The 13,343-nt window shown below is 69.8% G+C and carries 15 protein-coding genes; 9 read left to right on the forward strand and 6 right to left on the reverse strand.

What is annotated here, in order from left to right:
- Window positions 1-7: 7 nt before the first annotated feature.
- Both CSC65_RS07715 and CSC65_RS07720 read right to left on the reverse strand, forming a co-directional pair.
- Window positions 8-661, reverse strand: coding sequence for a Rossmann-fold NAD(P)-binding domain-containing protein (locus CSC65_RS07715; RefSeq protein ID WP_162409979.1), 654 nt, complete (start codon window positions 659-661; stop codon window positions 8-10).
- A gap of 129 nt (window positions 662-790) precedes the next feature.
- Entirely contained in the window at window positions 791-1,570 is a 780-nt protein-coding gene (locus CSC65_RS07720; protein WP_162409980.1) for a polysaccharide deacetylase family protein, read from the reverse strand.
- Between the two features lie 60 nt (window positions 1,571-1,630).
- Between CSC65_RS07720 and grxD the strand changes: the two genes are divergently transcribed.
- Window positions 1,631-2,557, forward strand: coding sequence for a Grx4 family monothiol glutaredoxin (gene grxD, locus CSC65_RS07725; protein ID WP_162409981.1), 927 nt, complete (start codon window positions 1,631-1,633; stop codon window positions 2,555-2,557).
- A gap of 76 nt (window positions 2,558-2,633) precedes the next feature.
- On the opposite strand, the gene CSC65_RS07730 is transcribed toward grxD, so the two are convergent.
- Complete coding sequence (locus CSC65_RS07730; RefSeq protein WP_274379392.1) at window positions 2,634-3,173, reverse strand: DUF924 family protein; 540 nt, start codon at window positions 3,171-3,173, stop codon at window positions 2,634-2,636.
- Window positions 3,174-3,339: 166 nt separating this feature from the next.
- Here CSC65_RS07730 and CSC65_RS07735 point away from each other — a divergent pair, with 166 nt between their 5' ends.
- The 7 genes from CSC65_RS07735 (at window position 3,340) to CSC65_RS07765 (ending at window position 9,358) form a co-directional block, all read left to right on the forward strand.
- On the forward strand, window positions 3,340-4,782 hold the full coding sequence (locus CSC65_RS07735; protein WP_162409983.1) for an amidohydrolase: 1,443 nt from the start codon (window positions 3,340-3,342) through the stop codon (window positions 4,780-4,782).
- Window positions 4,779-6,077 (forward strand): amidohydrolase family protein, encoded by a 1,299-nt coding sequence (locus tag CSC65_RS07740; RefSeq protein WP_425501324.1) that lies wholly within the window; start codon window positions 4,779-4,781, stop codon window positions 6,075-6,077. Before CSC65_RS07735 ends, CSC65_RS07740 begins: the two co-directional genes overlap by 4 nt.
- A gap of 78 nt (window positions 6,078-6,155) precedes the next feature.
- Window positions 6,156-6,527 carry a DUF1761 domain-containing protein gene (locus CSC65_RS07745; RefSeq protein ID WP_162410071.1) on the forward strand — a complete coding sequence of 124 codons (372 nt, stop codon included), beginning with the start codon at window positions 6,156-6,158 and terminating at the stop codon, window positions 6,525-6,527.
- 55 nt (window positions 6,528-6,582) lie between these two features.
- On the forward strand, window positions 6,583-7,206 hold the full coding sequence (locus CSC65_RS07750; protein WP_162409984.1) for a 2-hydroxychromene-2-carboxylate isomerase: 624 nt from the start codon (window positions 6,583-6,585) through the stop codon (window positions 7,204-7,206).
- A gap of 84 nt (window positions 7,207-7,290) precedes the next feature.
- Complete coding sequence (locus CSC65_RS07755) at window positions 7,291-8,232, forward strand: DegV family protein (RefSeq protein WP_162409985.1); 942 nt, start codon at window positions 7,291-7,293, stop codon at window positions 8,230-8,232.
- An 87-nt stretch (window positions 8,233-8,319) separates the two neighbouring features.
- A complete protein-coding gene (locus CSC65_RS07760; RefSeq protein WP_162409986.1) occupies window positions 8,320-8,664 on the forward strand; it encodes a hypothetical protein in 345 nt (114 codons plus the stop codon).
- Window position 8,665: 1 nt separating this feature from the next.
- On the forward strand, window positions 8,666-9,358 hold the full coding sequence (locus CSC65_RS07765) for a Dph6-related ATP pyrophosphatase (RefSeq protein ID WP_162409987.1): 693 nt from the start codon (window positions 8,666-8,668) through the stop codon (window positions 9,356-9,358).
- 9 nt (window positions 9,359-9,367) lie between these two features.
- Here CSC65_RS07765 and fghA read toward each other — a convergent pair whose 3' ends face one another.
- From fghA to CSC65_RS07780, 3 genes are all read right to left on the reverse strand, one after another.
- Window positions 9,368-10,258 carry an S-formylglutathione hydrolase gene (gene fghA / locus CSC65_RS07770; RefSeq protein ID WP_162409988.1) on the reverse strand — a complete coding sequence of 297 codons (891 nt, stop codon included), beginning with the start codon at window positions 10,256-10,258 and terminating at the stop codon, window positions 9,368-9,370.
- A gap of 153 nt (window positions 10,259-10,411) precedes the next feature.
- A complete protein-coding gene (locus CSC65_RS07775; protein WP_162409989.1) occupies window positions 10,412-11,536 on the reverse strand; it encodes an S-(hydroxymethyl)glutathione dehydrogenase/class III alcohol dehydrogenase in 1,125 nt (374 codons plus the stop codon).
- Between the two features lie 74 nt (window positions 11,537-11,610).
- Window positions 11,611-11,886, reverse strand: a complete 276-nt coding sequence (locus tag CSC65_RS07780) for a metal/formaldehyde-sensitive transcriptional repressor (RefSeq protein ID WP_162409990.1) — start codon at window positions 11,884-11,886, stop codon at window positions 11,611-11,613.
- Window positions 11,887-12,058: 172 nt separating this feature from the next.
- On the opposite strand from CSC65_RS07780, the gene CSC65_RS07785 reads away from it, so the two are divergent.
- On the forward strand, window positions 12,059-13,279 hold the full coding sequence (locus CSC65_RS07785; protein ID WP_162409991.1) for an HD-GYP domain-containing protein: 1,221 nt from the start codon (window positions 12,059-12,061) through the stop codon (window positions 13,277-13,279).
- Window positions 13,280-13,343 lie beyond the last annotated feature (64 nt).

Genomic DNA, 13,343 nt, shown 5'->3' on the forward strand with positions numbered 1-13,343 from the left:
CCCCGCTTCAGGCCAGCTGCGCCGATTCCACCACGTGCTGCCCGGGCGGTGCCTGCAACGCAGCCTCCACCAGTGCGGCGGCGATGCGCGACGCCGGATTGATCCGCCAGGCTCGCGGCAGGACCGCGCCGAGCGCGCGCAACACGACCGAGGCCATCGCCTCGCCCGTGCGCGTCTCGGCGCGTTCGCCACCGATCAGTCCTGGCCGCACGAAGGTCAGCGATGGGAAATCCAGTGTGGCCAGGTCACGTTCCAGCTCACCCTTGACCCGGCTGTAGAAGATGCGCGAACCGGCGTCGGCGCCCTTCGCCGAGTTCAGCGCATACGCGCCGGCGCCATGGCGGCGCGCCAGGGTGGCGACCTGCAGCGGATAGTCGTGGTCGATCCGGCGGAACGCCTCCTGGCTGCCGGCGACCTTGATCGTGGTGCCGAGCGTGCAGATCACCGCATCCACCGCCCACCAGGCGGCATCCACGGGCAGGGCGTCATAGTCCACGCGTACGTCCTGCAGTTTCGGATGCGGTAGCAGCGGCCGCCGCGAGGGCGCGACCACCCGCCCCACGCGCGAATCGGCCAGCAGCAGGTCCAGCACGTGGCGGCCGACCAGCCCGGTGGCGCCGGCGAGCAGCACGGTTTTGGGTGGATGACCGGATGCGTCCATCGCCGCACGATAGCCGATCACGGCGGTGGGGCAAGGCGCTGGTGACTGCGGGGTCCGAGAACCCGTACCCGGTTCGGCCGGCAGGCCCGGCGCGACCTCGCTGGCCTTCGCACTGTGGGCGAGACACAGCTACTGCGGCGGTTCGACGACCCCGTACCCCTCTTCGGCCAGCAGGCACAGCATGGCCTCGATGATCTCAACGCTGCGACCGTGCGCGGCGCCTTCGTGCAGCAGCACGATCGCACCGGGATGCAGGCCCCGGGTGATCCGCTGCAGCACGCGCACCGGGTCGCCGTCGACCGCGTCGTAGCCGCGCGCGGTCCACGCCACCCGTGCCAGGCCGTGCGCGTGCAGCGGCGCGGCGACGAAGGGATTGGTGTGCCCGACCACCGAACGGAACCAGCGCGGCGGCGTTCCCGCCACTTCGGCCAGTGCCTGCTGCGCCCTTTCGATCTCGCGCGCCATGGTCGCCGGTCCCAGCCGCCAGAAGCGCGCGGCCGGATGGGTCTGGCTGTGGTTGCCGATGCCATGGCCGCGGCGCACGATCTCGGCGACCAGCGCCGGGCGCGCCCGCGCGCGTTCGCCGACCAGGAAGAACGTGGCGCGGGCATCGTGGCGGTCGAGCACATCGAGGATGGCGGCCGTGTCGTCGGAAGGACCATCGTCGATCGTCAGCCACACCGCGCGATCGGCGCCGGGCAACCGCACCAGCACCGGTGCGTACAGCCGCGAGCGCGGCAGGAAAACCGGCACGATGAACGCCATGTGCGACAGCACCAGCGCCGGCAAGCCCCAGGCCCAGCCCAGCCACCCCCACAACGCCAGCACCGCCAGCTGCGACAGCAGAAGCCATGCCCACCACCTTCGCGGGGTGCGTGGGATGCGATGCAGCGTTGCCGGGGCGCTCATCGCCGCATGATGCCACGGGGGTAGAATGGCGGGCCCGGAATCCCCCTTTGCGAGTCCCCCATGTCCCTCGATCCCGCCCTGCGTTCGCGCATCGAATCGCTGCTCCAGGCCAACCGCGTCGTGCTGTTCATGAAGGGCCAGCCCGGCATGCCGCAGTGCGGCTTCTCGGCCAAGGCTACCGGCGTGCTGGAAGACCTGGGCATCGAGTACGCCCATGTCAACGTGCTGGCTGACCAGGACATCCGCGAGGGCATCAAGGTGTTCGGCAACTGGCCGACGATCCCGCAGCTGTACATCGACGGCGAACTGGTCGGCGGCAGCGACATCATCGAGCAGCTGTCGGCCAGCGGCGAGCTGTCGCAGCTGCTGGGCCTGCCCGCACAGGACCGCACGCCCCCGCAGGTCACGGTCACGCCGGCCGCCGCCGAGAAGCTGGCCGGCGCACTGGGCGATGCCGGCAACGCGGCGCTGTCGCTGTCGATCGACGCGCGCTTCCAGCCGCGCTTCCAGATCGCCCCGCGCAACGACAACGCCATCGCGGTGGACGTGCAGGGCCTGCGCATCCAGTTCGACCCGGCCAGCGCGCGCCGCGCCAACGGCATCACCATTGACTGGGTCGACGACGTCCGCGGCCAGGGCCTGGCGATCGACAACCCGAACGCGCCCAAGTCCGTGCAGGCGATCACCCCGGCCGAAGCCGACCGCCAGGTCCGCGCTGGCGAGCTGGTGCTGGTCGACGTGCGTCCGCCGGAAGAGCGCGCCATCGCATCGGTCGCGGTGGCGCATCGCACCTTCGACGGCTCCGGCCGCGAGGACCTGGAAGCACTGCCGAAGGACACCCGCCTGGCGTTCCTGTGCCACCACGGCGGCCGCAGCGGCCAGGCCGCGACGGAATTCAGCGGCAAGGGCTTCGGCAACGTCTTCAACATCGAGGGCGGTATCGACCGCTGGGCGACGGAAGTGGACGGCAGCGTACCGAAGTACTGAGCCGGCGGCCGGCCAGCCCGGCCCGCGCAGCGCCCGGAAGCGGAGCCCTCGTGGCTCCGTTTTCTTTTCCGCCGCGTCAGAAGCCGCCGCCGGCGTCGAGCCAGGCCTGCTCTTCGGGCGTGCTTTGCCGGCCCAGGGCCCGGTTGCGGTGCGGGAAGCGACCGAAGCGCTCGATCACCTCCTGGTGGGCGATCGCATACTTCGTATAGACCTCGTTGCCGAGTCCCTCGAACAGTTCGACCGCACGCCGCTGGTCGGCCAGGTCTTCGGAATGCTCGAACGGCATGTAGAAGAACGCGCGCAGTTCCGGTTCCACCGTGCGGTCGTGGCCGGCCTGCAGCGCAGCTTCGGCGTAGTGCCGCGCCAGGCCGTCGGTGGCGAAGGCGTGCCCGGTTCCGCGGAACACGTTGCGCGGGATCTGGTCCAGCAGGACCAGCAGCGCCAGCGCGCCTTCGGCGGTCTCCCGCCAGTCTTCATGGCCGCGCCGCGCCGCGACCAGGTGCGCATCGAGGAACCGGGCCTCGCACTCGCGGTCGAAGCCGGCGTCGCCGTTGAACCAGGCCTGCATGCCGGCCTGCCGCCAGAATCCCACCACCTCTTCGATCGTCGTTGCCACGTCGTGCCTCCGCGAATTTCCGCCAATCATGCGCCATCGCGCGTTGCCGGCACGTGCAGCGGGCAGATCCGTGACCGCGATCGGCCACACCCCCTCCATCGGCACATTGCATGCCGGGCGCCAGCCGTTTAGGTTCGGTGGCCACGGCTTCACCTCGGGGAAAACCATGCGCCACCCTCTGCTCGCCACCGCGGGCCTCGCTGTCATGGGCACGATCGCCTGCGGCCTCGCTCCGGCCGCCAACGCGGCGTCGCGTTTCACCGACGATCCGTATCCCAGCACCTACAAGCCGCTGCCCTCCGAAGCGGTGCTGCTGCGCAATGCGACGGTGCTCACCGGCACCGGCCAGCGCCTGGACGGCGCCGACGTACTGATGCGCGACGGCAGGATCGTCCAGGTCGGCGCCGGACTGTCCGCCGAAGGCGCGCGCGTGGTCGACGCCACCGGCAAATGGATCACGCCCGGCATCATCGACGTGCATTCGCACCTGGGCGTGTATCCCAGCCCGGGCGTCAAGGCGCACAGCGATGGCAACGAGATGACCGCGCCGGTCACCGCCAATGTCTGGGCCGAGCATTCGGTGTGGCCGCAGGACCCGGGCTTCGCCGCCGCGCTGGCGGGCGGCATCACCACCCTGCAGGTCCTGCCCGGCTCGGCCAACCTGGTCGGCGGCCGCGGCGTGACCCTGCGCAACGTGCCGGCCACCAGCTACCAGGCGATGAAATTCCCCGGCGCGCCATGGGGCCTGAAGATGGCCTGCGGCGAAAACCCCAAGCGCGTGTACGGCGGCAAGGGCACCGCGCCGTCGACCCGGATGGGCAATGTCGCCGGCTACCGCGCCGCCTTCATCGACGCCAGCGAATACCTGCGCAAGAACGGCGGCGGCAAGCCGCAGGAAAAGCCCAAGCGCAAGTGGTGGCAGTCATCCGGTGATGGCAACGACAGCGCCGGCGACGCCGGCGGCAAGCGCGACCTCAAGCTCGATACGCTGGCCGGCGCGATCAACGGCGACATCCTCGTGCATATCCACTGCTACCGCGCCGACGAGATCACCACGATGATCGACCTGGCCAAGGAATTCGGCTTCAGGATCGCCGCGTTCCACCATGGCGTGGAGGCGTACAAGGTCGCCGACCGGCTCGCCGAGGAGGGCATCTGCGGCGCGCTGTGGGCCGACTGGTGGGGCTTCAAGATGGAGGCCTTCGACGGTATCCAGGAGAACATCGCCCTGGTGGATCGGCCGAAGAACGGCTGCGCGATCGTGCATTCCGATTCGGAAGAAGGCATCCAGCGGCTCAACCAGGAAGCGGCCAAGGTCGTCGCCAACGCCCGCCGTGCAGGGATGGATATCCCGCCGGAACGCGCGATCACCTGGCTGACCTCCAACGCCGCGCGCTCGCTGGGCGTGGCCGACCGCACCGGCAGCCTGGAGGCCGGCAAGCTGGCCGACGTGGTGGTCTGGAACCAGTCGCCCTTCAGTTCCTATGCGCATGCCGAACAGGTCTACATAGATGGCGCGCGCATCTACGACCGCGACGACCCTGCACGGCAACCGCGTTCGGACTTCATGCTCGGCCAGCCCGCCGCCGCCCCGGGAGGTGTGCTGTGAGCCGCCGCCATCGCATGCACCCGCTCGCCCGCCTGGTCCGGGCCGGCCTGGCCGCCGGTCTTCTCGCTGCGGCATCGCTGCCGTCCTTCGCCCAGGACCTGCTGATCCGCAACGCCACCGTGCACACCGCGGGTGCGCAGGGCACGCTGCAGAACGCCGACGTGCTGGTCCAGGGCGGCACCATCCGCGCGGTCGGCGAAGGACTGACCGCCCCCGCCGGCGTGACCACGGTCGAAGCCGGCGGCAAGCCGCTGACCCCGGCGCTGTTCGGCGGCATCACCGACATCGGCCTGGAGGAAGTCTCCGGCGAAGCACCGACCGTCGACGGCGAGCTGTCGCTGGAAGACCAGCCGGTGCGGCCGGAGTTCGACGTGACCCTGGCCTACAACCCTGCCTCGGTGCTCATCCCGGTGGCGCGCGTGGAAGGCCTGGGCTTCACCCTGCTGGCCGCCGGCAGCGGCAAGTCCTTCGTCGCCGGCCAGGGCGGAGTCATGCGGCTGGACGGCAGCGCCGACCCGATCGGTCCGCGCGCGCTCTTCATCCGCCTCGGTGCCGGTGCAGCCGACCTGAGCGGCAAGTCGCGCGCGGCGCAGTGGATGCTGCTGGACCAGATGGTGTCGGAGGCGCGTGGCCGCGTGCCGACCGATTCACCGCATGCCCTGCTCACCCCTGCCGGACGTGCCGTGCTGGCGCGCTTCCTCAACGGGCAGGGCCGGATCGTGGTCAAGGTCGACCGCGCCGCCGACATCCGCCAGTTGTTGCGCTGGGCCGCACGCGAGCGCGTCCGCATCGCGATCGCCGGGGGCGCGGAAGCCTGGCAGCTGGCGCCGCAGATCGCGCAGGCCCAGGTGCCGGTGTTCGTCGATGCGCTGGCCGACCTGCCGGGCAACTTCGACCAGATCGGCGCGACCCTGCGCAATGCAGCGATGCTCGAACAGGCCGGCGTGGACGTGAGCTTCACCCAGGCTGGCGACGCCTCGCACAACGCGCGCAAGGTGCGCCAGCTGGCCGGCAACGCGGTGGCCCACGGACTGCCGTGGGAGGCAGGCCTGGCCGGCCTGACCCGGATCCCGGCGCAGGCATTGGGCGTGGGCGACCGCATCGGCACGATTGCCGTTGGCCGCAGCGCCGACCTGGTGCTGTGGACCGGCGATCCGCTGGACGTGATCAACACCGCGCAGCAGGTCTGGCTCGGTGGCCGCGCCATGCCGATGCGTTCGCGCCAGACCGACCTGCGCGACCGCTACCTACGCGGCACCGGCGACAGCGGACTGCCGCCGGCGTACTCGCGCTGACCCTTGCAAGCCCGCGCGCGCCGGCACACGCTGGCGCGCGTCGTCACCCCGGAGTCGTGACATGGCCGACATCAATATCTGGGCGGTGCCGCCGCCGCATCCGCTTTCCTGCTCGGCGGCCTCTGGTACGGACCGCTGTTCAAGCAGGCCTGGTGCCGCGAAGCCGGCGTGGATCCGGACAAGCCCAACGGCCATCCGGCCGCGATCTTCGGCGGCGCGTTCCTGCTCAGCCTGGTCGCCGCAGCGGTGTTCGCGGTATTCCTCGGCCCGGCACCGGCGCTCGCGCATGCGGTCGGTGCCGGCATCGCTGCCGGCCTGTGCTGGGTCGCGGCCAGTTTCGGCATCAATTACCTGTTCGCGGGCCGCTCGCTGAAGCTGTGGCTGATCGATGGTGGCTACCACACGCTGCAGTTCGCCCTGTACGGACTGGTCCTGGGCCTGTGGCACTGAACGATCCCGGCCGCAGGTGCTGGCCGGGCTGATCCATTCCGCCGGGAGTTCGCCCATGTCGCCGCGCTGGTACTTCGATTTCGTCTCGCCGTTCTCCTACCTGCACTGGCAGAAGATCCGTCCGCTGGTCGAGGCCGGGCGCGTGGACGCGGTGCCGATCGTGTTTGGCGCGGTGCTGCATTCCCATGGCATCCGCGGCCCGGCCGAGATCCCGAAGAAACGCGAGTTCATCTACCGCCAGGCGCTGTGGCAGGCCGCTCGCGAGGGCGTACCGCTGGCATTCCCGCCGGCGCACCCGTTCAACCCGCTGGCCGCGCTGCGGCTGTGCGTGGCGGCCGGGTCCACCCCGCAGGCGATCACCACGATCTTCGATGCCATCTGGCGCGAAGGCCGCAGTGGCGACGATGCCGTGGCGGCGGCCGCGCCGGGACTGGGCATCGACGATCCGGCCTCCGCCCTCGCCGACCCGGGCGTGAAGGAGCGCCTGCGCGCGAACACCGACGCGGCGCTGGCCGCGGGCGTATTCGGCGTACCGACCCTGGCCGTGGACGGGGAGCTGTTCTGGGGCAACGACAGCCACGCGCTGATGCTGGCGGTGCTCGAAGACCCCGGCCTGCTGCGCGAAGGGCCGATGGCGGCGGCCGCCACGCTGCCGGTGGGCATCGAACGCCGCCGCTGAACCGGCTTTACGGCAGTCGCCACGCGCGCCGGTTTTGCGATAGGGTTCACACTCAAGAAGTGCGGGCCTACACGGGAGGGGCTCATGCGCATCGGAATCGTGGTCGACTCGACCTGCGACCTGCCGTCGGACTACATCGAAAGCAACAACGTCGTCCTGCTGCCCATCACGGTGCGCATCGGCGACGCGGTGCTCGCCGACCATCGCGACGAGGAAGCCACGTTGAGCTTCCTGCACGCGCACGTGGCCGAGCACGGCCACGAGGCCGAGACCATTCCCTACTCGGTTGACCAGATCCGCGACCTGTTCCTGGGCAAGCTGGTCGTCGATTACGACCACGTGTTCTGCCTGACCGTCACCAAGAGCCGCAGCCCGATCCACGAGCACGCGGTCCAGGCCAGCTTCGCGATCCTCAACGACTACAAACCCGTGCGCCAGGCCGCCGGCTACAACTCGCCGTTCGCGTTGCGGGTGATCGACAGCCAGAACCTGTTCGCCGCCCAGGGCATCGGCGTGGTCGAGGCGGTGCGCATGCGCAAGGCCGGCGACAGCGTGCAGAAGATCCGCGAGCGGCTGGAGGAACTGGCGCTCAACACGCACGGCTACATGGTGCCGCCGGACCTGTACTACCTGCGCAACCGTGCCCGTACCAAGGGCGACCGCAGCGTGAGCCTGTTCAGCGCCGCGCTGGGCACCGCGCTGGACATCAAGCCGATCCTGCACTGCTACCGCGGCGCGACCGCGCCCGCGGGCAAGATCAAAGGCTTCGAGCCGGCGGTGCAGAAACTGTTCGATTTCACGATCGAGCGGATCAAGGCCGGGCTGATGACCCCGACCCTGTGCATCAGCTATGGCGGCGAGCTGGCTGAACTGCGCGCACTGCCCGGTTATGCGCGCCTGCGCGACGCCTGCGCTTCCAACAGCATCGAACTGCTGGAAAGCGTGATGAGCCTGACCGGCATGGTCAACGTCGGCAAGGGCGCCGTGGTGGTCGGCTTCGCGGCCGCCCCGCACAAGTTCGGCTGAGCCGGACGCGGCGCCGCGCCCGTGGCGCCCACGCAGGCTTCGCGGACGGACTGCTAGATTGCCGGAATCGTCACCTGGAGCCGAGCCATGCCCGTCCGTTACCAGATCCGCCTGCCCGACGCGGCGCAGGCGCGCGGCCAGGAACCTTCGCTTTCCTTCAGCGCGCACGGCGCCGAAGGCCTTGCCGCACAGTTGCAGGACGCGCTGCGCACGCCGGGCCTGTTCGAACGCTGGCGCGCCCTGCAGGCCGAGCCCGACGACGTCGACCCGGCCCTGGGGGTTACCGATCCGCTGGCCCAGGTCAGCGGTGAGCAGCGCGACCTGTCGATCGACCTGGTCGCGTTGACCGCCATCCCCGGCGACATCCTCAAGCATCGCCTGCGCCTGCTGGCCGGCAGCCGCTGGGAACTGCGCAACGTCACCCGCGCCTGAGATGCCGGCCACGCAGGTACTGCTTGCCTGGAGCGGCGGCAAGGACGCGGCATGGGCGCTGCACGACCTGCGCCAGCGCGACGACGTGGAGGTGGTGGCGCTGCTGACCACGGTGACCCGCGAGTACGCGCGCGCCTCGATGCAGGGCATCCGCGTGGACGTGCTGCGGGCACAGGCCGCCGCCGCGGGCCTGCCGCTGCTGGAGGCTCACATCCCGGCCCGCTGTGGCAACGACGACTACGACGCCGCGATGGACCAGGCGCTGGCCGAGGCCGGATCGCGTTGGCCGGGGCTGCGCACTGCGGCTTTCGGTGACCTGTTTCTGGCCGACATCCGCGCGTATCGCGAACAGCGGCTGGCGGCGGCCGGCTGGGAGCTGCTGACGCCCCTGTTCGGCGCCGATACCGCGGCACTGGCCCGGCAGATGCAGGCCGGCGGCCTGCGCGCGCACCTGTGCTGCGTGGACACGCAGCAACTGGATGCGCGCTTCGCCGGCCGCGCCTTCGACCACGTCCTGCTGGGCGAACTGCCGGCAGGCGTCGATCCCTGCGGCGAGAATGGCGAGTTCCACACCTGCGTGCAGGCCGGGCCGATGTTCGCTTCGCCGCTGGACCTGCGGCGCGGCGAGACGGTCCTGCGCGACGAGCGTTTCGCCTACACCGACTTCAGTCTCGCCACGCCGCGGGCGATCTAGGTCGCGCGCTCAGTGATGGCCGCACCCGGCGTGGTGCTCGTGCGGCACGCCGGCGTGCGTCTTCGCCTCGCCGTGCAGCGCGGCGGCATGGTGGGCGATGTGCTCGCCGATGAAACTGGCGATGAAGTAGTAGCTGTGGTCGTAACCCGGCCGCATGCGCAGCTGCAGCGGATGCCCGGCGGCGACCGCGGCGGCCTGCAGCAGCTGCGGGCGCAGCTGGCCGTCGAGGAACTCGTCGTCGCCCCCCTGGTCGACCAGCAGGGGCAGCTTCTCCGTCGCGTTGCGCACCAGTTCGCTGGCATCCCAGGCCTTCCAGGCCTCGCGATCCTCGCCCAGGTAGGCGGAGAACGCCTTCTCGCCCCATGGCACCTTCGACGGCGCCACGATCGGCGAGAACGCGGACACGCTGCGGTAGCGACCGGGATTGCGCAACGCGACCACCAGCGCGCCGTGGCCGCCCATCGAATGACCGCTGAGCGCGCGCGCATCGCTTACCGGAAAGTGCGCCTCGACCAAGGCTGGCAGCTCGCTGGCCACGTAGTCGTACATGCGGTAGTGCGCCGCCCACGGCTCCCGGGTGGCGTTGACGTAGAAACCGGCACCCTTGCCCAGGTCATAGCCGTCGGCATCGGCCACGCCATCACCACGCGGACTGGTGTCGGGCGCCACGATCACCACGCCGTGTTCGGCCGCATAGCGCTGCGCACCGGCCTTGGTGATGAAGTTCTGTTCGTTGCAGGTCAGTCCGGACAACCAGTACAGCACCGGCAGCTTCGCGCCCTGCGCCGCCTGCGGTGGCAGGTAGACGGCGAAGTTCATCGTGCAGCCGAGCACCTCCGATTCGTGCCGGTACACGTCCTGCCAGCCGCCGAAGCAGGCGCGATGTTCGATGCGTTCCATCAGCAATTCCTCAGTTCGTGCGCTCCTGCCAACCATCCAATCGGACAGCCCCTTTGGTAAAGGGGCGCGGCGGCAGCCGCGGGATTCATAGGTAAAGGAAAACGGGGCCCGCGCTTCCGCCATGGGCGCAAGCGCGGGATGCAGCGCCTGGTTTCAGGCGTTGCCCTCCCCGTACCTCACGACCGAACGGATCGACTTGCCCTCGTGCATCAGCTCGAAGGCTTCGTTGATGTCTTCCAGCGGCATGGTGTGGGTCACGAACGGGGCCAGCTCGATGTCGCCGCGCATCGCATCCTCGACCATGCCCGGCAGCTGGCTGCGGCCCTTGACCCCGCCGAACGCGGTGCCCTTCCAGGTGCGGCCGGTGACGAGCTGGAACGGCCGGGTGGAGATCTCCTGCCCCGCGCCGGCCACGCCGATGATCACCGACTGGCCCCAGCCGCGGTGCGCGCATTCCAGCGCCGCGCGCATCACGTTGACATTGCCGATGCATTCGAACGAATGGTCCACGCCCCAGCCGGTCATCTCGACCACGACCTGCTGGACCGGCTTGTCGTGGTCCTTCGGGTTGATGCAGTCGGTGGCACCGAACTGCCGCGCCAGTTCGAACTTGGACGGGTTGGTATCGATGGCGATGATCCGCCCGGCCCTGGCCTGGCGCGCGCCCTGGATCACGGCAAGACCAATACCGCCCAGGCCGAACACCGCGACCGAATCGCCCGGCTGCACCTTGGCCGTGTTGTGCACCGCTCCAATACCGGTGGTGACGCCACAGCCGAGCAGGCAGACATGCTCGGGATTGGCGTCCGGGTTGACCTTGGCCAGCGAGACTTCGGCCACGACCGTGTACTCGCTGAAGGTCGAGCAGCCCATGTAGTGGTAGATCGGCTGGCCGTTGTAGGAAAAGCGGCTGCTGCCGTCCGGCATCACGCCCTTGCCCTGGGTGGCGCGCACGGCCACGCACAGGTTGGTCTTGCCGCTCTTGCAGAACAGGCATTCGCCGCACTCGGCGGTATACAGCGGGATCACGTGGTCGCCGGGCTGCACGCTGGTGACGCCCTCGCCCACCTCGACCACGATGCCGGCGCCTTCGTGGCCGAGCACGACCGGGAACAGGCCTTCCGGATCGTCGCCGGACAGGGTGAACGCATCGGTGTGGCAGACGCCGGTATGGGTGATCCGCACCAGCACTTCGCCCTTGCGCGGCGGTTCGACGTCGATCTCGACGATCCTGAGAGGTTCGCCAGCGGCGAAGGCGACGGCGGCACGGGATTTCATGGCATGGACTCCTGCGATGCAACGGATGATTGCGTGGGCGGTTGCGGCGCGGCGCGCCGGCGGGCTTGGCCCGCTTACTTGAGGTACGAACGCACCAGCCCGGTCATTTCCTCGACCCGGGCCTGGCGCTGCGCTTCGGAGGTGGCCGGCTGGCCGAATTCCTCGCGGATATGCGCTTCCATGACTTCCGACATCAGGCCGTTGACCGCGCCGCGGATCGCCGCGATCTGCTGCAGCACCGGGCCGCAGTCGGCGCCGGATTCCAGCGCGCGCTCCAGCGCTTCGGCCTGGCCCATGATCCGGCGGACACGGGTGAGCACGCGCTTCTTCTCGTGGGCGGTGTGGGGCACGACGCACTCCCGGCCGGGCTGGCCTGTCGATACTGGGGGATAGTATCAACAGCGGCGCCGTGACACCACGTGCGGGCACGCTAAAGTTCCCGGGCCCAGGGGCCGATAGCGTGGTACAGGCATGTCCCGCCGACCTGTCGGTGGACGCGCACAGGGAACGGCGGAAACCCCCATGCTCAGAACCATCCACGTCGACCAGCTGCGCCCGGGCATGCACGTGCAGCGCTTGAACGGCCCCTGGTTGAAGCATCCGTTCTGGCGCTCCTCGTTCCTGGCTACCGAGCGCGACATCGAGCGGCTGCTCGCCAGCGAGGTGGAAACGGTCGACATCGACATCCGCCGCGGAGTGGATGCAGACGTGGCTGCTTCCGCCGGCGAGGACGCGCCCTCCATCCCGGCAGGCGTGCATGCCATCGAGTCACCGGCGCGATCGCCGGCGGCCCCTGCAGCCATCCCGGTCACTATGGACGCGGAACTGGGACGCGCACGGCGCATCTGCGAGGAGGGTCGCGACGCGGTCGCGGCGATGTTCCGCGAGGTGCGGATGGGCCGGATGATCGAACCGGAACGGATGGCGCCACTGGCCGAGGAGATCACCGCTTCGGTCGAGCGCCATCCCGGCGCGCTGATCAGCATCGCCAGGCTCAAGACCGCCGACGATTACACGTACATGCACTCGGTCGCGGTCAGTGCGCTGATGGTGGCGCTGGCGCGGCAACTGGACCTGGACGAAGACGCATGCCGCGAGGCGGCGATGGGCGGCCTGCTGCATGACATGGGCAAGGCGTGCATGCCCGTGGACATCCTCAACAAGCCCGGGCGGCTGACCGACGACGAGTACGCGGTCATGCGCACGCATCCGGAGGAAGGCGAACGCCTGCTGCGGGACAGCGGACTGGAGAACACCGCCGTGCTGCACATGGTCCGCCACCACCACGAGAAGTACGACGGCGGCGGGTACCCGGCGCAGCTGGAGGCGGACGCCACGCCGCTGCTGACCCGGATGAGCGCGGTGTGCGACGTCTACGACGCGATCACGTCCAACCGTCCGTACAAGGAGGGCTGGGACCCGGGCGAGTCGTTGCGACGCATGGTGTCGTGGAAGGGCCACTTCGACCCGGCGGTGCTCAAGGCGTTCGTCGCCAGCGTCGGCATCTATCCGGTCGGCTCGCTGGTACGACTTTCCAGCGACCGCCTTGCGGTGGTGGTCGAACAGCGCCCCGGCGCGTTGTCCGCACCGCGGGTCAAGGTGTTCTTCTCGGCCAGGTCGCGGACGCAGATCCTGCAGCACGAACTGGACCTGGCCGAAGCCGGTTGCGGTGAACGCATCATCGGCGTGGAGTCGCCGCAGCAGTGGGGCTTCCGCGAGCTGGAGAAACTCTGGGTGTCGTGAGCGGCGCGGTGTGCGAGCGCGCGCAGCTGGAACGCTCCCGTTCCGGCCGCGCGCAACTCGCCGG

The organism is Pseudoxanthomonas daejeonensis, assembly GCF_010093205.1.
GTDB classification, from domain to species: domain Bacteria; phylum Pseudomonadota; class Gammaproteobacteria; order Xanthomonadales; family Xanthomonadaceae; genus Pseudoxanthomonas; species Pseudoxanthomonas daejeonensis.

Coding starts and splice junctions, on each gene's coding strand:
- CSC65_RS07715 (WP_162409979.1), bottom strand. CDS start 661: ATGGACGCATCCGGTCATCCACCCAAAACCGTGCTGCTCGCCGGCGCC.
- CSC65_RS07720 (WP_162409980.1), bottom strand. CDS start 1,570: ATGAGCGCCCCGGCAACGCTGCATCGCATCCCACGCACCCCGCGAAGG.
- grxD (WP_162409981.1), top strand. CDS start 1,631: ATGTCCCTCGATCCCGCCCTGCGTTCGCGCATCGAATCGCTGCTCCAG.
- CSC65_RS07735 (WP_162409983.1), top strand. CDS start 3,340: ATGCGCCACCCTCTGCTCGCCACCGCGGGCCTCGCTGTCATGGGCACG.
- CSC65_RS07750 (WP_162409984.1), top strand. CDS start 6,583: ATGTCGCCGCGCTGGTACTTCGATTTCGTCTCGCCGTTCTCCTACCTG.
- CSC65_RS07755 (WP_162409985.1), top strand. CDS start 7,291: ATGCGCATCGGAATCGTGGTCGACTCGACCTGCGACCTGCCGTCGGAC.
- CSC65_RS07760 (WP_162409986.1), top strand. CDS start 8,320: ATGCCCGTCCGTTACCAGATCCGCCTGCCCGACGCGGCGCAGGCGCGC.
- CSC65_RS07765 (WP_162409987.1), top strand. CDS start 8,666: ATGCCGGCCACGCAGGTACTGCTTGCCTGGAGCGGCGGCAAGGACGCG.
- fghA (WP_162409988.1), bottom strand. CDS start 10,258: ATGGAACGCATCGAACATCGCGCCTGCTTCGGCGGCTGGCAGGACGTG.
- CSC65_RS07775 (WP_162409989.1), bottom strand. CDS start 11,536: ATGAAATCCCGTGCCGCCGTCGCCTTCGCCGCTGGCGAACCTCTCAGG.
- CSC65_RS07785 (WP_162409991.1), top strand. CDS start 12,059: ATGCTCAGAACCATCCACGTCGACCAGCTGCGCCCGGGCATGCACGTG.